A 23,756-nucleotide genomic window follows, 5' to 3' on the forward strand; every position below is an offset into this window, starting at 1 on the left:
ATATTACGATCGTGCCGGGATTGGTTTTTAGGACGACAACATTTTATGCATTTCTTGTGCCAGGTTAAGGTAGGCCGCGGGGCCGGAAGCCGTGATATCATAGAGCACTCCCGGTTTCCCATGATCCGAAGCGTCGGCCAGCGTGGCGTCCATTGGAATAACGGTTTTAAAAATGCGGCCTTTTAGGCTGCTGAGGAAATCCGGTGTTTTTTCAGTGGATGAGCAACCGTCTGTTTCAACCATTGTGAGTAAAATGCCGGTGACTTTGAGCTTGGCGTTTGTTCGGAATCTAACCATTTGAATTAAGGACAATAACGGGCTCAGTCCCTCAAAGGAGAATAGGCGACGTTGCGTGGGAATAATCAGATAATCCGCGGATGCCAACGCGCTCATGCAAAGATATCCCAATGAAGGTGGTGAATCGATGATAATATAATCATATTCATTGGCCGTATTCCGAATCAGCCCCGGCAAGACCCGTTCGCAATCGATGCCGGGTGTCCCCCTGCTCTCGATCAAAAAAAGATCATTTGAGGCAGGGACAAGGAATAAATGTGACAGGCAGGTGCTTAAAGTTACGCCGGAGAAAGGGATTTTTCCCGCTAATGCGTCAAAAATGCTGTATGAAATCAAGTCCTTATTTGATCCGATTCCCGTCGTGGCATTTCCCAGCGGGTCGCAGTCCACAACCAGCGTTCTTTTTTCAAATAAGGCGAGTGAAGCGGCAAGATTAACAGCCGTTGTTGTTTTACCGGTGCCCCCTTTTTGGCTAGCTATGCATATGACATGCCCCATGGGCCTCCCATAACATATTCAATTCTGTTTGAAAAGCCATAACACGAGAATGCATAAAAGCATGTGGCATGAATCTTGATAAGTGGTTATTGAGAATCGTGTGGGTATCGTGTAATTGAAGACGAGGCAATAGACACTTCAGGCATAGCCAAAAACAACTATCGTAACGAGGTGATCCACCATGCCGATATCGGCTGCGGGTGTTGAAACGGCGATAGCCGGGCTGAGATATCGAAATCCGTCGGCGCTGAAAAGCAGATTGCTGGCTGCTATTGCCGGGTATTACGAAGGGGTTGAATTTCCCGAGTCCGTGAGGGTCGTGCCCACCGATGACCTCATACAAAAAGTATGGGAACTCGAAAATGATCCTGCCCAAATCATTTCCAAAAGAAAAAACTTCAACAGCATCAAATCCGCTATCAATGCCGATTTAAAAAGGGCTTGGCAGGAGGGAAACAATCCCGAGGGAATTACCATCGGTCCTGAAAACATGTTTGCCATGTCCAGGGAAGCCAAAGATCAAATGCTCGACTCTATTTCAGAATCGGTTCAAGGCGCAGGGGCATTGAAGATGGAGCAGATTGGTGAAGCACTTAAACTCGTTTCAGCGTTTTTGTCTTCCAGGCAGGATGAGGGGATGCCCGCCGAGATGGCGCAGCTTCAAACCCTGGTTGAAAAATTAACCCGGGAAACCGGCAAAGGCGATTTGTCCCAATATGACATTCTGAAAAAAGGAGAACATACGACCGGGCCGGTGAATATCGATCAGGAGGGTAAAGCGCCTGCGGTATCCTCACCCTCTGATTCTTATGGCGACGCTTCACATCGAATGTCGGATGATATGACGGACGGCGTCAATATAATGACGGATGCACCTGCTGAAAGTGATGACAATAAAGCGTCTCCGGATGCGTTTGAGGTGACGGAAACCTTCGATCCGGAATTGGAAGAAGAAATCGAAATGGTGGATGCGGATGCTTTTGAGGATATGGAGGAAATAGATGAAATAGAGGAAAAATCGACTGATGAGACGGATGAGGCGTTATATTTGGAAGAATTCGATAGCATAGAAGAATTTGAATCGGACACTGAGGCATATGCGGACGAACAATTTTTAGATAATGCCGACCTTGTGGAAGAAGTGGAGGCGGCGGATGAGCCTGATGGAATAGAGTCCGATGCGGTGGAAGAAATTGATGGTGAATTGATCGAGGATGTTGATGTGGAAGCGGGTGATGAAGCGGGCATATTGGCTTCTGAAATAGAAGTGGATGAGATTGTCGAAGGAATAGACGAGGTTTTGAATGAGGCATCCGAAGACTATGACGAGATATTGGAAGATGAAGCCATCGAGGATGAAGAGGGTGTCGCGGAAGAAGCGGATGGCCGAGCTGAGGGAGCCGAACCGGACCGGCTCGACAGTTGGATGGAGGAGATCGGCCTTCCGATCGGTTTGTCGGATGAGGAGAAAATTGATTTTGAAAATACGACGCTTGATTCGGAGCGGAAAAAAAATCTTGCCGCTCGATTCGACGGTTTTCTCGGCGCCATGGAAAGGTATTATAACCAGTTTGCTACGGTACCGAAGGGTACCTATCGGGTGGGGGATACCGACACCGCCGATGATGTGCTGCTGCTGAAGCAGGTTTCGCTGGGTGAGTACTATATGGGAAAATTCCCCGTGACCAATGCCGTGTTCGAGGTCTTTGTCGACCGGACCGGTTACGTCACGACGGCTGAAAAATTAGGATATGGTACGGTTTATTATGGGCGGTTTCAAAAAATAGTGAATGAGAAAACCGGTCAAGCGCATTCTCGCTGGCGCCCCACTCACACTCGGGAAAAAGTGAAGGGTGCGACGTGGTATCAACCCCTTGGTCCGGGAAGCAATCTTCACAACAAGCGAAATCACCCGGTTGTGCAGGTCAGTCTGCAGGATGCCATGAGTTTTGCTGCCTGGACTGGAAAGCGCTTGCCCAGCGAAATTGAGTGGGAGGCCGCGGCCAGATCACCGGACGGCCGATTGCTTCCCTGGGGGAAGATTTGGCTGGAAAATTGCTGCAACATTGAAGGTGCCGGGATTTCAGACACAACCCCCGTGGATCAGTATATCAACGGCGAGAATCCCTTTGGAATTGTTGATTTGCTCGGCAATGTGCTGGAATGGACGAGTGATCCGTGTCAGCCTAAATTTTCCCTTAACAGGGAGATTGTGTATTATATCGCCAAAGGGGGTGGGTGGATTGCAGACCAGTCCCTGCGATTAACGACCCGGCACCGTCTTCCCGCTGATTTTAGTGCCAATATTCTCGGCTTTCGGTGTTTGATAGATTGAGTTAAAAACGCATCACTGGTCAGAATGGTCCGATCGGTTTTGGACGAGAAATTGCCGAGGGATCCGGATTTAATGACAGGAGGACCCGGTTGATTCGGATGGCTATGCGCTTTTAGAAAGCCTGCCGCGCAAAGGGCGGTCCCGAAGCCGCTTGAGGAAGGATGAGGTGAGCGCGGGTGATACGCGATGGGGGTAACATTCCCCTTGCGGGGTAACGCCCCAAATGCGGCCGTCGAATAAAAACCAGCTTAATAACAGAATGCCGAGGGGTTCCCGATCTTCAATCGCGATTTGGCCGTACGAATCGGGGGATGCGGGTTGCGGCAGCGGAGTCCCTGAGTCGATGATCTCTTTCATGAAGTTGATCATTCGGCCGAGTCGCACTAGGGTGACGGCCTCCAGCCGTGTGGTGGTATGCGAGATGGGAAGCGTGCTGGCGCGCATGAGGGAAAAGGCTTCCGGCAAAAGGCCCAATGCGTCGCAGATCTCATAGTCTTTGCTGGCCGGCGCCGGGTAATAAACGGAGACACCGGCCAGTACCCGCCGGGCCGTTAAGAACAAAAGATCGGTTAAGGAGTCCTCCGGGTTTTGCCACGGGGCGCCCACGATAATATATCCTACCGCATCCATGCCGTGTTTTTCAGCGGTTTCAAGCGCCCGGTCAAAGGATCGGCGAACATTCGGCCGGTGAAACCGCTGAAGCTGGTCCGGGCAGGCGCTGCCCAGAGACAGATTCAGGGTGCGAAACCCTGCCGCTTTCATGGCCGCGATCACTTCATCATCCAGGGTCGGCGGAAACAGGCCGTTCATGGCCCGAAGCTCGAGCTCAAATCGTCCGAAATTCGTTGTGATGGCGCGAAGCAAGGTGAGAAACCAATCGCGGTCGAGCGAAAGGTTTTCATCCTCAAAATCGATAAAACGGGCGTCGTGGTGAAGCACTGCATCGGCGATTTCTTCCAATACGTCATCAAGGCGTCGCCTTCGATAGGGATAAAGCTGATGGTTGCCAAGCGCGCAGTAGCTGCACGTCATGGGGCATCCGCGGCTGGTCACAATGACCGTGGCGCCTCTTCCCTTGCGGCGATAAAAGTCATCGCGAATCAGGCGGCGGGCGGGCGGGGGCGCGTCATTCAGCGACGTCATCACGGCCGGCGCACCGACATGAAGCGCACCGTCCTTTCTTCTGAAAACAAGGCCGGGCACTTCCGATAGTGGCGTCCCGTTTTTGATGGCCAGGGCCAGGGCCGGCAGGGAATTTTCTCCCTCACCGCGCAATACAAAATCCACATGGGGACAAGTCATGGCGTGAGCGGGCAGTGCCGTGGGGTGATGGCCGCCCAAAACGATGTTGCAAGTTGGAAGCGCGGCGCGAATTGCCCTGGCCGTGGCGAAGGCCTCCTCAATATAAGGCGTAAACAGAGCGGAAATGCCCACCAGAAAGGCGCCCGAGGATTGGGCCATTTTTTGAATATGTTGATAACTGTATCCAAAATGCCTGAATTGGTGAAAGAGCCCGAATGGACTTGAATCCGGCCGGCCATAATAGTCCGCAAGATAGCTCATTTCGAGGGGGGGCTGCAGGGGGCGTGATTTGGCCGATGCCAGCCCGTCCAGTAGGTTTACGCTGAATCCCTTTGCACCAAGTGCTGCGGCGATGGACGCCAACCCATAGGGCACGGTCCGCTTTGCGGTAAGATAAAAATCTCGAATCGGCGGTTGCACCAGAAGAATGTCAACCATTTACGTAGACCCTGGGAACCCTTTCGGAGATGCCGATGACAATTTCATAATGGATGGTGTTCAGGGTTGAAGCGATTTCATCCACCGAAAGGGTCTCGTTTCCCTGTTGTCCGAACAGGACGACCTCGTCCCCGATGTCGACGCCGGGAATATGCCCCACATCGATCATGGTCAGATCCATACAGATTCTTCCGACTACCGGCGCTCTGAGACCCCGGACGAGCATCTGGCCGCGATTGGAAAGCAGACGGTTTAATCCATCGGCATATCCCACCGGGAGGGTGGCGATGAGTGTGTCCCTTTGGGTCTGTCCGGTGCAGCCGTAGCTAATGCTAAAGCCGGACCGGACCTTATTCAATTGAATAATTTGGGAGCTTAATGCCATGGCGGGCTTTAACAGAATTTTATCGTGGTCTATTTCCCCGGAAGGATAGAGCCCATATAGGGATATGCCGGGGCGAACCATGTTCAAATGGGTTTCGGGATGTGCGATGATCGCCGCGCTGTTGGCGGCATGTTTAATGGGAATATCAATTCCGATAGTTGAGAGCTGATATAGCAGGGTGATAAAAAGCTCGAACTGCTTCGCGGTGTAAGTGCTGGCCGGCATGTCGGCGCAGGCAAAGTGGGTGTAGATGCCCTCAATGTCGATGCCCTTCATTCGGGTGATGTCCGTAATTTCGGAAATCAGTTCCCGAGGATTCAACGGGTCTTCCTCTCCCTGCCGCATCGAATCGGGCAGCAGGCCCAAGCGGCCCATGCCGGTATCGATTTTGATGTGAGCACGAATTTTTTTCCCGACGGACACGCCGATTCGGGACAGCATTCGGGCTGTCTGAAGGGAGAAAATCGTGGCGGTGATATCATATTGAATCAGGGCGTCGAGGCGCGTTGGTGGCAGCGCGCCGAAAAGAAGAATCGGGGCGAAAATTCCGGCATTTCGAAGAGCCATTCCTTCCTCGATGCGCGCCACGCCGAGTGCATCGGCTCCGTTCATGAGCGCGGTGCGGGCGACAGCCACAATGCCGTGGCCGTAAGCGTTTGCTTTCACCACGGCCATGAATCGGGCGGAGGGATGGGTGATGCGGCGCAACTCCCGGGCGTTATGGGCAATGGCGGACAGATCGATGGTCGCCCTGACAAGAGAATCGCTCATAAACTCCGTTCTTACCGTGATCGGGCGTATTCTTTCACAAAATCGGAAAAAAGGCGCATGACGTGAAGGGTCCTTGAACCGGGTTTTCCTTGACTGAAAGTCATGTCATCAATGCGGACAATCGGAAGGACTTCCCGGGTTGAAGACGTAATAAATACTTCGTCAAGCCGGGGTAATTCTTCCAGCGAAACCGGTCTTTGTTCAACCCTGAACACTTTGGATGCGAGTTCCAGAACCACCTGCCGGGTGATGCCCGGAAGAATATTCGAATCCGGCGTCACCAGTGTGTCGCCCTTAAAGCCGAAGAAATTGCTGGTGGTGCATTCCAATACATGTTGGTCCTCACCGATATAGAGAGCTTCCACGGCGCCGGCCTTTTCAGCTTTCCGAAGGGCGTGAATAGCGGCGATGTAATTGATGCTTTTTGCACACGGAAAATCGCGTTCCGTTCTGTAGGTTGCAAGTGATACGCCCTTTTCATACCACCACGCAGGCTTTGGCTTGAGGCCGGTGATCATCACGAGCAGCCGGCTGTTTCCCATAGGGGTGATTCCATCGTCACTTGAACCGCCGGTGACCAGAATTCGAATATTGCTCTCCGAATAATGATTCTTCGCCAACGTTTCCGTTACGATATCGATGACTTGCGGCTTTGACCAAGGCAGGTGAAGGCCGATGCCGGCTGCGGATTGAAAGAGGCGATTCACATGCGCCTCTAAATAAAATGGTTTGCCGTTATAGGTTCGAAGAAAATCAAAGACGCCGTAGCCCCGCAGCAGGGCCAAATCATCCACCGGAATGGTGGCGTTTTGCGCTTCGACAAATTGTCCATCTACATAAAATATACTTGCCATATCGTATTGGGTCCGTTTCGCATGAATGAAATGAAATAGAACGTCAGGATGATTTTTTTTCGTTCGTTTGTAGCGCCTGCCTCAGCTTTTCTCCCAGATCGCCCAAGCCGATGCTGTCCTTTTGCGTGTGATTTTTCCAGTCCTGCGCATCGCCGCCATCTCCGGGCGCAAGGGTCACCTTTTTCTCGTTGGGTTTGATTTCCTCGATCAGAACGGAAACGCTGTCTCCGGGTTTCAGCTTTTCAAAATCGGCCCGGTCCGGGGTTTGATTGATTTTGGATTGCGGCAAAAGGCCGGTGACGCCAGGCGCCAGTTGAATGAAAAAACCGAATTTTTCTTTTTTCTCCAAAGTGCCGGTAATCCGTTGACCGGACGCGTAATTATCCTTGAAGCTTGTCCAGGGATCCGCCTTGGTTTCGCGAATGCTCAAGGTGATGCGTCGCTTTTCCAAATCCACATCCTTGACGAGTACGCTGATCCTGTCCTTGGGACGGACGATATCCTCGGCGTTTACCACGCGTTTTTCGTAGCTCATTTCGCTGATATGCACCAATCCTTCGATGCCGGGAAAAATTTCCACAAACGCGCCGAAACTGGCGCATCGCGTGACTTTTCCCTCGACAATATCACCGGCTTTTAACTTACCGTTCAACTGGTCCCACGGATCGCCCTGCACCTGTTTGATGGAAAGGCTGATTTTGGGGCGGTTTTTTCCCTCTTCCGATGGCTTGATCCCGATGATTTTGACACGCACGGTGTCGCCGACCTGAATCACTTCCTGCGGGGTTTCGACCCGGGACCAGCTTAATTCGCTGATATGTACCATTCCCTCGATCCCGCCCGCAATATCCACAAATGCGCCAAAGGGCAAAATCCGGGTGACCTGACCGTCCCATTCGGAATTGATGGTGAGCTTGTCGAATATCTCTTTTTGCAGGGCATCTTTTTCCTGCTGCAGCAGTTGCCTGCGGGATACCACGATATTGCGGCCGTTTTCTTCAAACCGCGTGATTAAAAACGAAAATCGCTGGCCGACGTAGTCGTCCGGCGTTTCGATATGCACGATGTCCATCTGGCTGATCGGACAGAACGCTCGGCGTTGCAGTATTTCCACGTTAAATCCGCCCTTACAGGTGGCGGAAACCTTGCCTTCGACCGGAATTCTTTGGGCATGGGCATCTTGTAACAGGTTGACGCCGCCGATTCCTGAAATGGCCTTCGAAAGAATGATCTCGCTTTCCGTCATGGCGGTTACGTAGAGTTCCAGCTCATCGCCCAACTGGTAAGGAAGGTTACCATCTTCATCCAATAATTCAGCGCGGTCGGCCGCCCCGTCGATTTTGGTGCCCGTATCCAGAAATACCGTGTCCCGGCCGATGGAAATAATCTGGCCTTTGATTTTGTCGCCGATTTGTATATCCTGACTCATACCCTGGTTGTAGCTTTCGAAAAGCGCGGCAAAACTTTCTTCATCGTTTTCGTTTTGAATATCATCGTCCATTTGTAAGATCCTCCACCCTTAAAGGCAATTTTAAAACCCCTAAATAGAAAAATGGTCTATCGAAGTCAAACAAAAACCTGGATGTTTAAAGGGGAATGGGGTCCGGGGTAAATGATGCAGCCCGATCTTTTGGGTGATTTCAGAAATTATCGAGAAAGATTCATGCGTTGATACCGACGGGATACCGTCTCAATCCTTAGCACAAGTCTACGGGGCGAAAATTTTCACTGCAAAAGAGGTGCATAACGAGGGGCACGAGCGGATACTGGATCTGATTCAGGAAGGCGCAGAGTGTTTGGTGACGATCGATTGCGATGGCCTGGATCCATCGATTATGCCAGCCGTCAAGGCGCCTGTTCCGGGAGGGTTGTTGTTTCAACAAGGTATCGATCTGATTCATCACATTTCAAAAAAAGCGAATGTTAAAGGATTCAATCTGATCGAGTTTGTTCCTGAGAAGGATGTCAACGGATTTGGGTGCCTTGACTGCTGCCCGTATTATTTTTAATATGATAGGTGCGATAGCGCGGTATAACCCTGCGGGGGTCTGTTAATACAGAATGTCCGGCGATTGCTGGATTTTGGCTTAAACTGTTCAGATCAACTAACCGAAATAAAAGGATCCAATTCAATTTTAAAGGGAACCGATATGAGCAAGGTATGGTTCATTACAGGCGCCACTCGCGGCATTGGCGCCGAGATCGCAAGGGCCGCACTCTTAGCCGGCAACAAGGTTGTCGCCACCGGTCGAAAGCCGGAGAACGCAACAAGAGCGCTTGGCGTTTCCACCGACCTTTTGGTCGCGGCCCTGGACGTTACGCGCCAAGAGCAAATCCAATCCGCCGTTCAGGCGGCAAAGAAGCGATTCGGTCGTATTGACATTCTTGTCAACAATGCCGGTTACGGGCAACTAGGTGTCTTCGAAGAGATACCCCTTGAGGCAATCCGCGCTCAATACGATACGAATGTCTTCGGTCTCATGGCCGTCACCCATGCGGTCATTCCCGGCATGCGTCAGCAACGCAGCGGGCGTATCTTCAACATTTCCTCCGTCGGTGGTTTGAAAGGTTTTTTCGGTGGATCGATTTATAATTCCAGCAAGTTCGCCATCGAGGGGTTTTCCCAATCAATTGCCGAAGAACTCGCTCCTTTTGGTGTTTTCGTCACAGCCATCTCTCCCGGCTACTTTCGGACCGATTTCCTCGATTCCCGTTCTGTGAAATATGCTGACGTGACGATCAGCGACTACGCTCAGGCCTCAGAGGATTTCCGTGCTTTTCAAGGCCACCATCATCTTAATCAGACTGGTGATCCCGCAAAGCTGGCCGAGGCCATTCTTCGCCTTGCCGAAGTCAACAATCCGCCCGTATCGTTTGTGGCTGGATCGGACGGTATCAAGTGGGCGATGAAGGCGATCAGGACACTTCAGGAGCAGATCGATAATTGGCGTGAGCTCTCGGTGAGCACAGACGGCATGTGGGAATAACACGTTATTCGTCAAAGGCGTGCAACGAGAGATCAAGAATAGCTGTTATCATTCGAAATGCGGATCATGAAAAACGATCGGAATCTTAAAGAAATTCTTCGCCGAATCGACGGCAAGGGTTATAAGGCTTATAAGGAAATTCAAGGGGGATACCGATTTCCTCGATATCTGCTTTGGATAGACCATGTCCAGGGGGACCCGTTTGCCGCACCCAGTCGCATTCGTGTTCGTATCGATAGAAAAACATCGGGATTTCCATCGAATGCCACTTCTGAAAAAATCAGGACGATTGCGACGTGCGATTATCTGATTCGTACGTTCCATCAAAACTGCCATAAATATGCGAAGGGAAACCGTGGCACCGGAAAAAGCGGCGTGATAACTATTGATGCGCCGGTTCAGCAGGTCCTTGAAAGAAGCGCCATGGTGCTCAACTCCGAGTTTGTGGAAGCCCGTTTTTTTATGGGATTGCCGGGCCATGGAAGGGGTATTTCCGGGCCGGATGCGGAGGCCATGTTTTTCGAAGAGTTACCCTGCATTGTTAATGACTCGCTTTTTATGAAGCATCTATCCAAGCAAGCCTTTTACCATCATATCGAAACAGTGGAAGATACTGATTTTTTGAGAAAAGCGCTTCAAAATCATCATCTGATCGGATTTGTTGGTGATAACGCGTTGCTCCCGCGGGCCAGCGGGATTGATCCAAGGCCTTTGGCAAACGGCCAGGCGGTTCGATTCAAAGCGCCCGAAGGGTTGCGGACAACCGTATATCTGCCTAACCGGGGACCGGTTACCGGCATGGGAATAGCCAAAGGGGTGACCTTGATTGTGGGCGGTGGATATCATGGCAAGTCAACCCTTCTGAATGCGCTTGAAATGGGAATTTATAATCATATACCCGGAGACGGCCGCGAGTTGGTGGTCACGCTGCCGAATGCCGTTAAAATCCGCGCTGCCGATGGCCGGAACGTCGAACAGACCGATATTTCCCCATTTATCAACAATCTTCCATACGGCAAAGACACTAAGGCATTTTCAACCCAAAACGCCAGCGGCAGTACTTCCCAGGCGGCAAACATTATTGAGGCCGTTGAAGTGGGCGCCGGCGTTTTGCTGCTCGATGAAGACACCTCTGCGACGAATTTCATGATTCGCGACATTCGAATGCAACAGCTGGTGGCGAAAGATCAGGAACCGATTACGCCCTTTATTGACAAAGTGGCTCAGTTGTATCGGGACAAAGGTGTATCGACGATACTGGTGATGGGCGGCAGTGGGGACTATTTTAACGTGGCGGATCATGTCATTCGAATGTCGGATTACCAGCCACTGGATGTGACCGCTCTTGCCCGAAAAATCGCTGCCGCCGGAAAGGAGCGGCGCCGCCCAGAAGGCGGGACACACTTTGGCAAAACCCGTGACCGGTGCCCCTTGGCATTAAGCTTCGACCCGTTTCGTATAAATCGCCGTCAAAAGATTACGGCGACCCGCTTGCGGGAAATCCTGTTTGGGGAAACCGTGGTGGATATGTGGGATGTGGAACAATTGGTCGATATCTCTCAGACACGCGCAATCGGATACGCCATTCAGTATGCCACTCGTTTCATGAACGGCAACCGAACCATGAAGGAAATTCTGGCGTTGCTTATTGAAGAATTAGAAAAGAACGGACTTGACATGCTGCCGCCCTATACCACCGGTGACCTGGCCCGATTTCGCGAGATAGAACTTGCCGCAGCGATAAATCGCATGCGAACGTTAAAAATAAGACAAATAAATTAAGGCACGGCGCACTGTGCTGCAAATGTCACAGGTGAAGGTCATACCCGATAGATATGAGCAAATGGTAAGATGCCACGATTCCATGAAAATCATATCCATAGTCGATCAGGTAGAAATCATACGAAAAATACTGCGGCCCCTAAGAAGAAAAATGGTTTATCGAAGTCAAACAAAAACCCAGGATGTTTAAAGGGGGCTGGTGTTCGGGGCAAATGAGGTTGCCCGGGCACTCATAAAATCCAGTTTTTATTGATATTCCGAAGGCTCACCGCGAACAGCCCGGCGCAAAAAACTCCAAGAAGTCCCAGATCGAGGGAAAAGGGCATGGCATTTCCGCCGTTCACGGCCCCACGGAGCGCATCTACCCCATAGGTGAGGGGCAGAATGTAGGAAAAGGGTTTCAAAAATAGGGGGAGTTGCGCGATGGGGAAGAATAGCCCGCAGAGAAAGATCATAGGGAAGCGGAAAAAATTGGAAAAGGTCTGAGCCTCGAACACCTCGCTTACCGCTACGGCGATGAAAAGGCCCAAAAACGTCGAGGCCATGGCGATCATGATAACGACAGGCACGAAAACACCCCATGCGACTGAAGACAGATCGGCCAGAAAAGCAGCCATGATGACCGGCACGAAGGCATTGGCCGTACCGAACAGGATGGCCCCGCTGCTCTTGGCCAGCATCAGCAACTCAAAGGGTATGGGCGCAAGTAACAGGCGTTCGAAGGAGCGGTTCTTTTTTTCGAAGGTTACCGTCACCGCCAGCATGGATGTGGTCCCGAACAGAATGGAAATGGCTACTACGCCGGGCAGCAATGCCATGATGCTGTCCAGCCCGCTGCCGGACTTGATGAAGAACATGCCCGTCCACGCCAAGGGAAAAACCAGCCCCCAACTAACGTTTGGCGGTTTCAGGTAATAGGTCCGCATGTCCTTGACCAGAATGTTCCAGAAGGCGATCCAGAGTTTCATTGGCCGCCCCCCTTTTTTTCCTTTTCTTTGCGCATGGCGTCCGCCTCGATACCGGTGATGGTTACGAAGATGTCTTCAAGGGACGGTCGCACGCGTCGCGCTTCGGTGACCTCGGCCCTATTGTCTTCAAGGAAGCGGACCAAGGGGCCGACGTGGACGGGCTCTCCGGATTCCACCCGAATGAAGCTGCCGGCCGATACTGTAAAGGTAAGTACCGGAAACGCTTCGGCGAGTTTGTTGTAAATGCCGTCAGGCATTTTGGCGCAGGCAATCTGCATCACATGTTTTTCCCTGATCGGTTGGACCAGTTGCGCCACTGTGTCGATGCGCACGATGCGCCCGGATACAATGAATGCGATGCGGTCGCAGAGTCGCTCGGCTTCTTCGATGTAATGGGTAGTCAGAAAGATGGTGGTCCCTTCCCGGTGCAGGTTTGCGATCAGCTGCCGCAATTGCCGGGCGCTGCCCACATCGATGCCCGTGGTGGGTTCGTCCAGAAACAGAATGGACGGCCTGTGGATGATGCCAGCGGCAATGGTGAGTTTGCGCTTCATCCCTTTTGAATAGCCGGCGAATTTGCGATCTGCCGCCGGCGTCAAATCGAAAGTATCCAGAAGCTCACGGGCCCTGGACTGTCTTTCGACCTTAGCCATCCCGTATAGTGATGCACAGAAACACAGGTTGTCGAAACCGGTGAGTTCCGGATACAGGTTGCTTTCGTCCGGGACTACGCCGACCAGATGCTGGGCCGCCCTTGGGTTGGCCGTACAGTTGATTCCGCCGATTCTGATCGTCCCCGAATCCGGGCGTGCCAAACCCGTCAGCATATTGATGGTGGTCGTTTTACCCGCGCCGTTGGGGCCTAAAAATCCGAACAGCTCGCCTTGACGGATGCTGAAGGAAATGTCGGCAACTGCTTCGACCTTTTCGAAATGCTTGGCTAAATTTTCGACATAAATGGACTCGGTCATGGCTATTCCGTTAAAAGTAATATCGCATCCAGATTTCGGGCCGCAGTGCGTCCGGCTTTTCACCGAACTCGGTTTTGGACGCGCCCAAGGGAATGCTTACCCGCAAATTGAGTTCCAGATTGGTCACGGCCGTCCAGGTCATGCCGGGTTGCAGGCTGAAGCTGAAATCCTGTAGGTTGACGACTGCCGCGGCCCAAGGATTGAAATACAGGATGTCGAAAGGCTCCTTCTGCGAGATCTTGAGATAAAAATAATCTTCACCGAAATTGCGCTGCTGATAATAAGGTCGCGTGATTTGCCCGGCACGCTGCATCCGCGAGGCATTGCCGGTGGTTTGCCATTGATTGAAGGCCGCTTTCTGATAGCTGAAAAAGTCTTCCTGCTCGTCTCGGTCATAGCCCCCGCCGTTGTGGTAATATTCGGCGATAAAGGTGGTGTCGAACTGATTCAAGCACCGCACGCCCAGAAGGTAGCTGAGCTGATCCTCCCGCGTTTGCCGGGTATTGCCGGACGCATCGATGACGAGGTGCGGCACATCTTCCCTGAAAGCCGACTCCCCGTGCACTTCGAAATTCTCAGCCAAGTTTTTGGCAAAATCGAACCCAAAGCTGCGAGGCTGCCGCGGGCCGTTGAAATAGATGAAATCGAGGTCCGTATCATGCCAGAGCAGATAAAGCTTAAGTGCGGCGTTTAAATCACCTTCCTCGCCCAGCTCTTTGTTGGCCCAGTCGTCGATGACCGGCAGCAGCAGGGCTGTTAAACCGATATTGCCCAGATGCCCTTCGGCAAAACTTTTGATCAAATCCAGCCCCAGCAAAGTTCGCCCTTCCAGGTTCAGGGCAGGATCATCCGGATCCTTGGGCCGGTTAAGAAATCCGGCAGGATTCCAGGCATACCCCTTGCCCCACAGAACACGCTTTTTGCCGGCATCAAAAGTCAGGTGGGTTGTAGGTGTCAAAGAGACATATCCCTCGTAAACATCATTGGCCCACTCATCATCTTCATAGGTGGTGGCACCCTTATGATGGGTGAGCAAATCGGCCTGCAGGAATCCGATTCGGTAACTGCCGGAAAGTTCTATCAGCCCCTGCCATTCATGCGTATCAGCGCCGGGATTGTTCTGATAATAATTGAGGCTGTAAAGGGTCGAATCTTCATCAAGCCGGTGATAGATATACCGGGTTTCGAGTCTGCCGCCGAACTCGTATGGCTTCTTTTCCGCCTCCGGGATGGTGAAACCATATTCTTTCGCATTAACCGTTGCGGCGAATAAAATCATCACCATCAAAAGACAGCGGTTAAGCCTCATGGCTCAACGTAAGTCCTTAACCCTGGATAGATAATTCAACGTGAAGACCTCGCCGGACAAACTACGTTTTTTAAGGTTCGCTGAAATCATGATGGATCGATAGTCCTTGTAAAGGGGGCTTTCGGTTTCCATCACCGCCGGGCGCACGATGCCATCGCCGATATCCTTGATCTCTTTGAAATGCAGTGTCTTGATGAGCATGCCCGTTGCAGCGTAACAATCGATCCGGGAGGGTACCAGTTCTTTTTTGAGCACCCACATCTTGAGCCGGTCATAGGCCACAGCACCGTTTTTGGCCTTGAGCTCCAGAAGATATCGGCCCTGATCTTCCAAAAGCCCGGCCACATCGTATTCAACACCGTAATCCAGGCGCATGATATCGGCGTTGTTAAAAACACCCCCTACCACCGACTGCATGCTGGTAATACGGATCGGCTTGCCCACGTTGGGTATGTAGAGCCACATGTTATCACCCAGGCGCAATGTGGCGCGACCCGATTCACTTTCCGGCGAGACAAACAACGTGACTACCTTGTCCCGATCCTTTTTCAAGAACCAGAGCACAAACTCCTTCTTTTTCCCATCTGGCTCAATGTTGATGATCTTGCGGTACATTTCCAAATCGCCCGGCTGTAGATTCCGATCCACCGCTTCCAGAATTTGAACACCGCTTAGGGGCTCTGAGAGAATTTGGAGCGGTGCAAAGGTTATTCCTATCAAAGACAACAGTATGAGTGAAGCAATACGTGGCATGGGGTTTTGTCCTATGGGGTTTGAAGACGCGCGACGGCATCCGCAGCCGAACCGGTTTCCGTATAAAAAACCATGTCTTTTTGTTTCATGGCGGTTATCATCCTGGCACCGAATTCTCCGGCAACTACGGTGTGAACACCTTTGCCTGAAAGGAATTCGACGACCTGTGGCCCGGCCCCCCGAGCTTCCCTGCTGAGGGGGTTGGCCACTGCTTCCACCAACTGCCCCTGATTATTGAAAAGCAAAAAGTAGGGGCAGCGGGCCGCCTGAATGCTTATCGGGGCATCCGCCGTGGTACCTTCGGAAGCCACTGCAATGCGCGCGTCGTTTGCTTTTATCGCGAGCGGATATATACTCATCAGGGCAAACAACATAATCGTAAAAACAAGAAATTTACGGGTCATAGTCAATCCCTCCCTATTGTTGTTTCGTTGTATATGGTCGTTATATATGGCGCAAGGCCTCAACCGGCTCCAGCCTGGCTGCTTTGGCCGCCGGCTGCAGACTGGCCAGGACTGAGACGCCCAGTACGATGAGCATGGCTGAAAGCACCTGGTGGGGTTCAATGCTCGGGGCCAAGGTGAAAATCTGATTGGCGTGCCCAAAGGCGACATCCACGCCGGTCAAGTTTAAAACCCAGAGCACGCCAAGGCCCATGACAGCGCCGGCCAGGGCGCTGACCAGTCCCAGGCAGAAGCCTTCGGCCATAAACAATGCCATAATCCGGCCCGGCCGGGTGCCCATGGCGGCCAGGGTGCCGATCTCGCGCACCCTTTCATAAACGCTCATCATCATGACATTGAGGACGCTGATCAAAACCACGGCAATCAGGATTACCTTGATGCCCAACGTCATGACATCGATCATGCGAACGACATTGTAAAACGGGGTGAGCTGATCCCAGGTGTGTAGCTCGAACATAGGCTTGTTCTGTTTGTTGGTGATAGGTCTCAGGATGCCCCGCAACCGCTCGGAAACAGCTGCCAGCTGGTCAAAGTTCTCCGTTCGCACCGCTACTTCACTGACTTCCAGGGTTTCCATACGCAGCAGAGCGGCGGCGTCCTCGATGTGAAGATAACCATCCCGGCCGCCTGGCCCCATCAGGCTTTCCACCAACCCGGCCACTGTGAACGTCATCCCGTTGACCGAGCCATCCTTGTTGTTGGCTACCAGGACAACGGTGTCGCCGGTTTTGACCGCCATGCCCCTGGCCAACACTTCCGGCAGCAGCACTTCCCGCTTTTTAAGAAGCGTGTTTTCATGGGCGGCGTCTCTGATCCGTGCCGCCAGCAACGGCACGACCGCCCGCTCCTTTTCCGGGTCGACGCCGTTCAGGCGGACATTGGTGGTCTGGGCGTAATTGCTCAGCATGGCCCCGAACTTGATGCGGGGGGAAAAGGCCGACACCCCGTCGGCCCGGGTCAGAATGCCGGAAAGCTTTTCAAACGCATTATGGGGCAGCATGCGGTCCAGGGGCAGGTTGTCGATGCTGGCCGTGTAGCCCTTGCAGTGCACCTGTAGGTGGCTGATCACCGAATCGGTGATCTGTCCCACAATGGCACGTTTGAAAGAGTCGCTCAAACCGACAAAAACGATCACCGCCACCACGCCCACGGCGATCAGCATGCCTGTCAGGAGGGTTCGACGCTTGTATCGCAGCAAATTTTTAAGTGCCAGCCGCATCACCTTAAACATGACGTTCCTCTTTTCCCATGGCTGATCCGTCGATCAATCGTCCGTCTTCAAGGTAAAAGGTCACTTCGGCCTGGTCCATGATGCGGGCGTCATGCGTCGAAAACACAAATGTGGTGCCGAATTCATCGCGCATGCGCTTCATCAACTCCACCACCCTCTGGGCGGTCGCGCCGTCCAGATTGGCTGTGGGCTCATCGGCCAACACCAGGGTCGGGCTGCCCACCAAGGCTCGCGCAATGGCGGCACGCTGTTTCTGCCCCCCGGACAACTGGGCCGGATATTTGCCGGCCTGATCCCCCATGCCCACGGCCGCCAGGACCCGTTCCACCGCCGGTCGACACCGGCCCTTGGCCATATTGCGGATCATTAAAAGGGGATACTCTACATTTTCATATACTGTCAGCACGGGCAGCAGGTTGAAATCCTGGAACACAAAGCCCAGATTCTCGCCCCTGAAATCTGCCCCCCGGCGGCGGTTAAAAAGGCTCACGGCCTGGTCGGCCACTGTCACCGTGCCTGAACTGGGGCTATCCAGGCAACCCATCAGGTTGAGAACGGTGGTTTTTCCGCTGCCGGAAGGTCCTACCAAGGCGGTAAATGCCCCCCGGGGAATGCTCAGGCTGACATGGTCAAGTGCGGCAACATCCATTTCGCCTATTCGGTAGGCTTTGGAAACACTTTCAAATGTCACAATGTTCATCGGGACAACAAATCCTTTCATCACTTGAATAAAAAATCTACAATCATAAAATAACGCCTAAACACGACTTACCCATGTCGCATGTGATGGTGGTAATTACAGCATAAACTTCTTCTACGATAGGTGAATTTGAAGGGAAATTCAAAACCTCTAAATAGAAAAATGGGTTATCGAAGTCAAACAAAAACCCAGGATGTTTAAAGAGGGCTGGTGCTCGGGGTTAATGATGTCGTCCGATCTCTCCTGCGATTTCAGAAATCATCCAAATAGAATTCATGCGTTGATACCGACGGAATACCGTTGCGAGCGGTGTAATGGTGACTATGTTATCCGTTACCGTGATCATCGGCGGATTATCAGGGAAAGCTTAAACTTTGGAATTTGGATCATGCCTCAATCCTATATAAACATAATCGGCGCCCGGCAGCATAATTTGAAGGGCTTTAATCTTGAAATCCCCCTCAACAAAATCACGGCCGTTACCGGTGTGAGCGGCTCCGGCAAGTCCTCCCTGGCCTTTGATACCCTGTATGCGGAAGGTCAGCGCCGGTATGTCGAAACCTTTTCTCCCTATGCTCGGCAATTCATGGAACGAATGGACGGCCCGCGAGTCGATAAAATTGAAGGCATTCCGCCGGCCATCGCCATTGACCGCAAAGATCCGGTGCGGACCTCCCGGTCCACCGTGGGCACCATGACGGAGGTGACCGATTATACGAAACTGCTCTTTGCCAGGCTGGGCCAACTGCATTGCGAAAAATGCGGACGGCCGATTATATCCGACACGCCGGCCACGGTCTGGCGGTTTTTAGCAGCCCGGAAAAAGGATACGGCCGTGCATATTTCATTTCCGGTGACGGCGGTGCCGGGGGGTGAAAAGGACGTGCGAAGGGAGCTTTCGCGACTCGGCTATGACCGCCTCCTGATTGACGGACGGGTGACCTATCTCGATGAGTGGAGGCCCGCCGTGGATCATGAGATCCTTCAGGTGCTTGTGGATCGATTTCGGCTGAATTCAGCGGAACGGGACCGTGTCATCGATTCCATTGAGCAGGCTTTCCGGTTGGGGCACGGAACCCTTTATCTTCTTGTAGACGGCGTCGCCTATCCGTTCAGTCAGGCCCTGGCATGCGCGGATTGTGGCATCACTTATTCTCCTCCCTTGTCAAATCTGTTTTCCTTTAACAGCCCGATCGGGGCCTGCGAAACCTGCCGGGGCTTTGGTCGGGTAATCGACATGGACCTGAATTTGATTATTCCGGATACGTCGCTTTCCCTTGCGAATGGCGCCATCAAGCCCTGGGGCGGAAAGGAGGGGCAGCGGTTCGAATACCGGGATTTGTCGGAATTTTGTCAAAACGCCCTAATTCCGCTGGATATTCCCTTTGCGCACCTCGACCCTTCTCAGCAACGGGCTATCATTCAGGGCACTCCCGAATATTACGGCATTAAAGGCTATTTTGATTGGCTGGAAAGCAGAACTTATAAAATGCACGTGCGGGTCTTTTTATCCCGGTATCGCAGCTATGAGCCCTGCAAGGCGTGCAACGGCACGCGGTTTAAGGATGAAACCTTGCGCTATACGCTTTCCGGAAAGACCATTGCCGACGTTTATGCACTAAATATTGATGCGGCCATGGCATTTTTTAACGGTCTTGCCGTGCCGGAAACCGACGGGGCGGCCCGGCTGGTATTGGGTGAAATCACCAATCGGTTAAAATATCTTCAGGATGTGGGCGTGGGATATCTCACCCTGGACCGCCAGTCCCGGACCCTTTCAGGCGGAGAGGTACAGCGCGTGGCGTTGGCGTCCTCCATCGGCGCATCGCTGGTCAATACCCTCTATATTCTGGATGAACCGAGTATCGGGCTTCATCCCAGGGATGCCAACCGGCTCATGCAAATTCTGAAGGGACTGCGGGATCAATCCAATACGGTCGTGGTGGTGGAACACGACCCGGAGATCATTCGCGGCAGTGATTACATGCTCGATATGGGGCCGGCCGCCGGCGAAAACGGCGGACAAATCATGTACTTTGGTCCTACGGCCCAGGCCGGCGGCTCGTTGACCGGTCAATACGTAAGTGGCGAACGCCGTATCGCGCTGCCTGAAAAAAGACGAAAACCAGACAAGCGGGCATGGATGATAATTCGCGGTGCAAGGGAAAATAATTTAAAAAATATCACCGTTCGCATTCCGCTCGGGCTCTTTGTCTGCCTGACCGGTGTGTCCGGTTCGGGCAAATCGACCTTTGCGGAAGACATTTTGTATAAGGCCGTCAAACTGGAAAAAAATGCGCCGGACGGGCACCCCGGGCAATATGCGGACGCCTCCGGAATGGAGTATATCGACGATGTGATTCTGGTGGACCAGCGGGCCATCGGCAGGACGCCGCGCGCCAATTTGCTGACCTACACCAAGGCCATTGATCCGGTGAGAAAACTGCTGGCGGGAACCGAGGTGGCAAAAGCAAAATCCCTGCCGCCCGGCTATTTTTCCTTCAATGTAACGGGGGGCCGGTGTGAAACCTGCCGGGGCGAGGGATACGAGAAGGTGGAGATGCAATTTTTGTCCGATGTCTTTATCCCCTGCCCGGACTGCGACGGCAACCGCTTCAAGGGAGACGTGCTTGAGGTTCGGTATGCGGAAAAAAACATTATGGATATGTTGGACATGACGGTGGATCAGGCCCTGTTGTTTTTTAAGCGATCAACGGCCGTCACCAAAGCCCTTCAGCCCGTGGCCGATGTGGGGTTGGGGTACATGCGGCTCGGTCAACCCCTAAATACCCTTTCCGGCGGCGAGGCCCAACGGCTGAAACTCTCCCGCTTTATCCGGACGGACGGAAAAACAAAACGGCTCTTTATTTTTGACGAACCGACGACCGGGCTGCATTTCGAGGATATCGATACCCTGCTGGCCGCTATTCAACGATTGGTGAATGCAGGCAACACCGTGCTCGTGGTTGAGCATCATATGGATGTGATTAAAACCGCTGACTGGGTGATCGATCTTGGACCCGAGGGCGGCGATCTTGGCGGGGAAGTGGTGGTGGCTGGTCCTCCCGAAACGGTTGCAGCGCATGAGGGCTCCCACACGGGCCGGTTTTTGAAACCCTGTTTAAAAAAGACACGGTCCTGGAAGATTCAACCCGAAAACTTGCCGGCTCTCGCCGAACCGCATCAGGAGATGCCGACGGCCATTTGCGTTCAAGGCGCAAGAGAACATAACCTGAAAAATATTCACCTGTCCATTCCGCATAACCAGTTGGTGGCGGTGACGGGCGTGTCGGGCTCCGGAAAATCGACCCTGGCCTTTGATATTCTGTTTGCGGAGGGTCAGCGGCGCTATTTGGAAAGTCTTGCGCCGTATGTGCGTCAATACATGAAAATTCTGGAGCGGCCTGAAGTGGATGTGGTCTCGGGTATTCCTCCCTCCGTGGCCATCGAGCAGCGTATCAGCCACACCAGTCGCCGCTCGACCGTGGCCACCTTAACGGAGGTATATCATTTTCTGCGCCTCTTGTTCGCCAAGGTCGGCACACCGCATTGCACGGGCTGCGGCCGGGCCTTGTCTTCGCAAACTCCAGCCGCCATATTGAAGGCTATTCGAAAGCGGTATTTCCGGAAAAAGGCTGTTTTATTGGCACCAAAGCTGTATGGACGAAAAGGCTTTCACAAAGACCTGCTGGCGCGATTGATAAAGGACGGTTTCTTGGAAGCCAGAATCGACGGCGCCATTGTCCCCCTCGTCGAAAAAATGTCACTGGACCGATACCGTGAGCACACCATTGAGGTCGTGGTGGACCGGTTGCCGATCAAGGATTTGGAAAAAGCCGTGAACCGGGCGTTGGATGAGGGCAACGGCAGCCTCGTTCTTGCCGATTTGCGCGGACGCGACGAGGTCTTTAACACCCGCGGCGTATGCCCGGCCTGCGGTATCGGCGTGGAGCCGCCGGACCCCAAGCTCTTTTCCTTTAACAGCCCCAGGGGCGCCTGCCCTCAATGTGATGGATTGGGCGTGATTGCCATATCAGAAGGGGCGCCTGCGGAAACATGCCCCTCCTGCAACGGCAGCCGACTGAAAAAAGAGGCGTTGGCCATCCGGATCGATGACCGAACCATTTGGGATCTGGTTCATCTGCCCGCAACCGATCTGCTTGAAACGCTCAAGCAGCTTTCCGTTCCCGAAGAGGCCCGGCCCATTGCCGATCCCATCCTATCGGAGATATTGACCCGAATATCCTTTTTAAACCGGTTGGGTCTCGGGTACTTGTCCCTCGATCGCTCCGGCGACACGCTCTCCGGCGGCGAGGCCCAGCGGGTTCGGCTGGCGGCTCAGCTTGGTTCGAACCTGACCGGCGTGCTCTATGTGCTGGATGAGCCCACCATCGGGTTGCATCCCCGGGACACCCATGTGTTGTTGACCGCATTGACGGAGTTGCGCGACAGGGGAAACACCATTCTCGTGGTGGAACACGATGAGGAAACCATTCGGTCCGCGGATACGGTGATCGATCTGGGACCCGGCGGCGGCAAAAACGGGGGCGAGGTGGTGGCCATGGGCAGCCCGGCGATCGTAAAATCCGCAACCCGGTCCGCCACCGGTGCGTCCATGCGAAAGCGGGCCCACACAAAGACGTCTCATTCCAGAGACTATCGAATTCAACCGGCGATTACGATTCAGGGGGCAACGGCCAATAACCTGAAACACATCGACGCGGCATTTCCCCTTCACACCTTGACGGTCGTCACGGGCGTATCCGGTTCGGGCAAATCGACACTGGTGAAGCACACGCTGTATCAAGGGCTTTATGATCGCTTGTCTAAAAAGGAAACGCCCTCCGCTGTCTGCAACCATATCTCCGGGTGGGAAAAGGTCACCCGGGTTCTGGAAGTCGATCACAGCCCCATCGGCCGAACCCCCAGATCCGTGCCAGCCTCCTATGTCGGGTTTCTGACGGATATTCGCAACCTGTTTTCCCAAACCCCGGATGCCCGGGCCAGGGGATTCGGATCGGGCCGCTTTTCCTTCAATGTGGCCGGCGGTCGCTGCGAAGACTGCAAAGGGCAGGGCACTCCCAGGGTGCAGATGAGTTTTCTGCCGGATGTCTATGTTCCCTGTGAGCGCTGCAACGGCAAGCGGTTTAACCGGGAAACCCTGGCCATTCGTTATAAGGAGCACAGTATCGCCGATGTGCTGGAGATGACCTTTGATGAAGCGGCCCAGTTTTTCAGCGCGGTTCCCGCGATTCGCCGCGCCGTGCAACTGGTCTGTGATGTCGGCTTGGGCTATCTTTGCCTGGGCCAACCCAGCCCGACCCTTTCCGGAGGCGAGGCCCAGCGCATCAAATTGGCCGAACAACTTGCGAAAGCCGGCAACGGCCATACCGTATACGTGCTGGATGAACCGACCACCGGGCTTCATTTCTCCGATGTGAAGCGGCTGCTCCATGTTCTGCAGGCCCTGGTGGACAAGGGAAACACCGTCATTGCCATTGAACATAACCTCGAATTCATTCACGCCGCTGATTATGTCATTGACCTGGGGCCGGAAGGCGGGGCAGGGGGCGGAAGGGTGGTGGCGACCGGATCACCCGAAGAATTGATCGTCAAGAAAAACGGTTCGCATACGGCGGAGTATCTGCGGCGGTACGTTTCTGAAAATTAAACCGAATTGACTTCGGTTCCGCTTCAACTTAACTTCAACC

17 protein-coding genes are annotated in these 23,756 nt (G+C 53.1%); 5 read left to right on the top strand and 12 right to left on the bottom strand.

All coding sequences use genetic code 11. The features are described from left to right. Window positions 1-27: 27 nt before the first annotated feature. Window positions 28-795 (bottom strand): ParA family protein, encoded by a 768-nt coding sequence (locus RBT11_11330; protein ID MDX9787363.1) that lies wholly within the window; start codon window positions 793-795, stop codon window positions 28-30. A 181-nt stretch (window positions 796-976) separates the two neighbouring features. Here RBT11_11330 and RBT11_11335 point away from each other — a divergent pair, with 181 nt between their 5' ends. Beyond that, on the top strand, window positions 977-3,130 hold the full coding sequence (locus RBT11_11335) for an SUMF1/EgtB/PvdO family nonheme iron enzyme (protein MDX9787364.1): 2,154 nt from the start codon (window positions 977-979) through the stop codon (window positions 3,128-3,130). Window positions 3,131-3,232: 102 nt separating this feature from the next. Here the strand turns inward: RBT11_11335 and RBT11_11340 are convergent, their stop codons facing one another. Genes RBT11_11340 through RBT11_11355 form a run of 4 tightly spaced genes read right to left on the bottom strand, consistent with a single transcriptional unit; the run spans window position 3,233 to window position 8,381 of the window. Beyond that, window positions 3,233-4,870: a radical SAM protein gene (locus RBT11_11340; GenBank protein MDX9787365.1), complete on the bottom strand. Its 1,638-nt coding sequence runs from the start codon at window positions 4,868-4,870 to the stop codon at window positions 3,233-3,235. Continuing rightward, the gene (gene alr, locus RBT11_11345) at window positions 4,863-6,026 is read right to left on the bottom strand and encodes an alanine racemase (GenBank protein ID MDX9787366.1); all 1,164 of its coding nucleotides are present in this window, start codon (window positions 6,024-6,026) and stop codon (window positions 4,863-4,865) included. The genes RBT11_11340 and alr overlap by 8 nt, the downstream gene beginning before the upstream one ends. 11 nt (window positions 6,027-6,037) lie before the next feature. Next, on the bottom strand, window positions 6,038-6,880 hold the full coding sequence (locus RBT11_11350; GenBank protein ID MDX9787367.1) for an aminotransferase class IV: 843 nt from the start codon (window positions 6,878-6,880) through the stop codon (window positions 6,038-6,040). Between the two features lie 43 nt (window positions 6,881-6,923). Continuing rightward, on the bottom strand, window positions 6,924-8,381 hold the full coding sequence (locus RBT11_11355) for a 30S ribosomal protein S1 (GenBank protein MDX9787368.1): 1,458 nt from the start codon (window positions 8,379-8,381) through the stop codon (window positions 6,924-6,926). A gap of 133 nt (window positions 8,382-8,514) precedes the next feature. Between RBT11_11355 and RBT11_11360 the strand changes: the two genes are divergently transcribed. From RBT11_11360 to RBT11_11370, 3 genes are all read left to right on the top strand, one after another. Further along, entirely contained in the window at window positions 8,515-8,889 is a 375-nt protein-coding gene (locus tag RBT11_11360) for an arginase family protein (protein MDX9787369.1), read from the top strand. Window positions 8,890-9,030: 141 nt separating this feature from the next. Then, entirely contained in the window at window positions 9,031-9,867 is an 837-nt protein-coding gene (locus RBT11_11365) for an oxidoreductase (GenBank protein ID MDX9787370.1), read from the top strand. A 66-nt stretch (window positions 9,868-9,933) separates the two neighbouring features. Beyond that, window positions 9,934-11,649: an ABC-ATPase domain-containing protein gene (locus RBT11_11370; protein ID MDX9787371.1), complete on the top strand. Its 1,716-nt coding sequence runs from the start codon at window positions 9,934-9,936 to the stop codon at window positions 11,647-11,649. 230 nt (window positions 11,650-11,879) lie between these two features. Here RBT11_11370 and RBT11_11375 read toward each other — a convergent pair whose 3' ends face one another. Genes RBT11_11375 through RBT11_11405 form a run of 7 tightly spaced genes read right to left on the bottom strand, consistent with a single transcriptional unit; the run spans window position 11,880 to window position 18,045 of the window. Continuing rightward, complete coding sequence (locus RBT11_11375; protein MDX9787372.1) at window positions 11,880-12,617, bottom strand: ABC transporter permease; 738 nt, start codon at window positions 12,615-12,617, stop codon at window positions 11,880-11,882. Further along, window positions 12,614-13,588 carry an ABC transporter ATP-binding protein gene (locus RBT11_11380; protein ID MDX9787373.1) on the bottom strand — a complete coding sequence of 325 codons (975 nt, stop codon included), beginning with the start codon at window positions 13,586-13,588 and terminating at the stop codon, window positions 12,614-12,616. Before RBT11_11380 ends, RBT11_11375 begins: the two co-directional genes overlap by 4 nt. A gap of 10 nt (window positions 13,589-13,598) precedes the next feature. Then, entirely contained in the window at window positions 13,599-14,897 is a 1,299-nt protein-coding gene (locus RBT11_11385; GenBank protein MDX9787374.1) for a hypothetical protein, read from the bottom strand. Window positions 14,898-14,900: 3 nt separating this feature from the next. Next, entirely contained in the window at window positions 14,901-15,650 is a 750-nt protein-coding gene (locus RBT11_11390; GenBank protein ID MDX9787375.1) for an outer membrane lipoprotein-sorting protein, read from the bottom strand. An 11-nt stretch (window positions 15,651-15,661) separates the two neighbouring features. After that, window positions 15,662-16,054, bottom strand: coding sequence for a NifB/NifX family molybdenum-iron cluster-binding protein (locus tag RBT11_11395; protein MDX9787376.1), 393 nt, complete (start codon window positions 16,052-16,054; stop codon window positions 15,662-15,664). 40 nt (window positions 16,055-16,094) lie between these two features. After that, a complete protein-coding gene (locus RBT11_11400; GenBank protein MDX9787377.1) occupies window positions 16,095-17,345 on the bottom strand; it encodes an ABC transporter permease in 1,251 nt (416 codons plus the stop codon). Continuing rightward, on the bottom strand, window positions 17,338-18,045 hold the full coding sequence (locus RBT11_11405; protein ID MDX9787378.1) for an ABC transporter ATP-binding protein: 708 nt from the start codon (window positions 18,043-18,045) through the stop codon (window positions 17,338-17,340). Before RBT11_11405 ends, RBT11_11400 begins: the two co-directional genes overlap by 8 nt. Before the next feature lie 388 nt (window positions 18,046-18,433). Here RBT11_11405 and uvrA point away from each other — a divergent pair, with 388 nt between their 5' ends. Then, the gene (uvrA, locus tag RBT11_11410) at window positions 18,434-23,716 is read left to right on the top strand and encodes an excinuclease ABC subunit UvrA (protein ID MDX9787379.1); all 5,283 of its coding nucleotides are present in this window, start codon (window positions 18,434-18,436) and stop codon (window positions 23,714-23,716) included. The last annotated feature ends 40 nt before the right edge of the window (window positions 23,717-23,756 follow it).

The organism is Desulfobacterales bacterium (assembly GCA_034003325.1).
Taxonomy (GTDB): Bacteria; Desulfobacterota; Desulfobacteria; order Desulfobacterales; family JAFDDL01; genus JAVEYW01.

Coding starts and splice junctions, on each gene's coding strand:
- RBT11_11370 (MDX9787371.1), top strand. CDS start 9,934: ATGAAAAACGATCGGAATCTTAAAGAAATTCTTCGCCGAATCGACGGC.
- alr (MDX9787366.1), bottom strand. CDS start 6,026: ATGAGCGATTCTCTTGTCAGGGCGACCATCGATCTGTCCGCCATTGCC.
- RBT11_11400 (MDX9787377.1), bottom strand. CDS start 17,345: ATGTTTAAGGTGATGCGGCTGGCACTTAAAAATTTGCTGCGATACAAG.
- RBT11_11350 (MDX9787367.1), bottom strand. CDS start 6,880: ATGGCAAGTATATTTTATGTAGATGGACAATTTGTCGAAGCGCAAAAC.
- RBT11_11365 (MDX9787370.1), top strand. CDS start 9,031: ATGAGCAAGGTATGGTTCATTACAGGCGCCACTCGCGGCATTGGCGCC.
- RBT11_11380 (MDX9787373.1), bottom strand. CDS start 13,588: ATGACCGAGTCCATTTATGTCGAAAATTTAGCCAAGCATTTCGAAAAG.
- RBT11_11390 (MDX9787375.1), bottom strand. CDS start 15,650: ATGCCACGTATTGCTTCACTCATACTGTTGTCTTTGATAGGAATAACC.
- RBT11_11335 (MDX9787364.1), top strand. CDS start 977: ATGCCGATATCGGCTGCGGGTGTTGAAACGGCGATAGCCGGGCTGAGA.
- RBT11_11340 (MDX9787365.1), bottom strand. CDS start 4,870: ATGGTTGACATTCTTCTGGTGCAACCGCCGATTCGAGATTTTTATCTT.
- RBT11_11385 (MDX9787374.1), bottom strand. CDS start 14,897: ATGAGGCTTAACCGCTGTCTTTTGATGGTGATGATTTTATTCGCCGCA.
- uvrA (MDX9787379.1), top strand. CDS start 18,434: ATGCCTCAATCCTATATAAACATAATCGGCGCCCGGCAGCATAATTTG.
- RBT11_11355 (MDX9787368.1), bottom strand. CDS start 8,381: ATGGACGATGATATTCAAAACGAAAACGATGAAGAAAGTTTTGCCGCG.
- RBT11_11330 (MDX9787363.1), bottom strand. CDS start 795: ATGGGGCATGTCATATGCATAGCTAGCCAAAAAGGGGGCACCGGTAAA.
- RBT11_11375 (MDX9787372.1), bottom strand. CDS start 12,617: ATGAAACTCTGGATCGCCTTCTGGAACATTCTGGTCAAGGACATGCGG.
- RBT11_11395 (MDX9787376.1), bottom strand. CDS start 16,054: ATGACCCGTAAATTTCTTGTTTTTACGATTATGTTGTTTGCCCTGATG.
- RBT11_11405 (MDX9787378.1), bottom strand. CDS start 18,045: ATGAACATTGTGACATTTGAAAGTGTTTCCAAAGCCTACCGAATAGGC.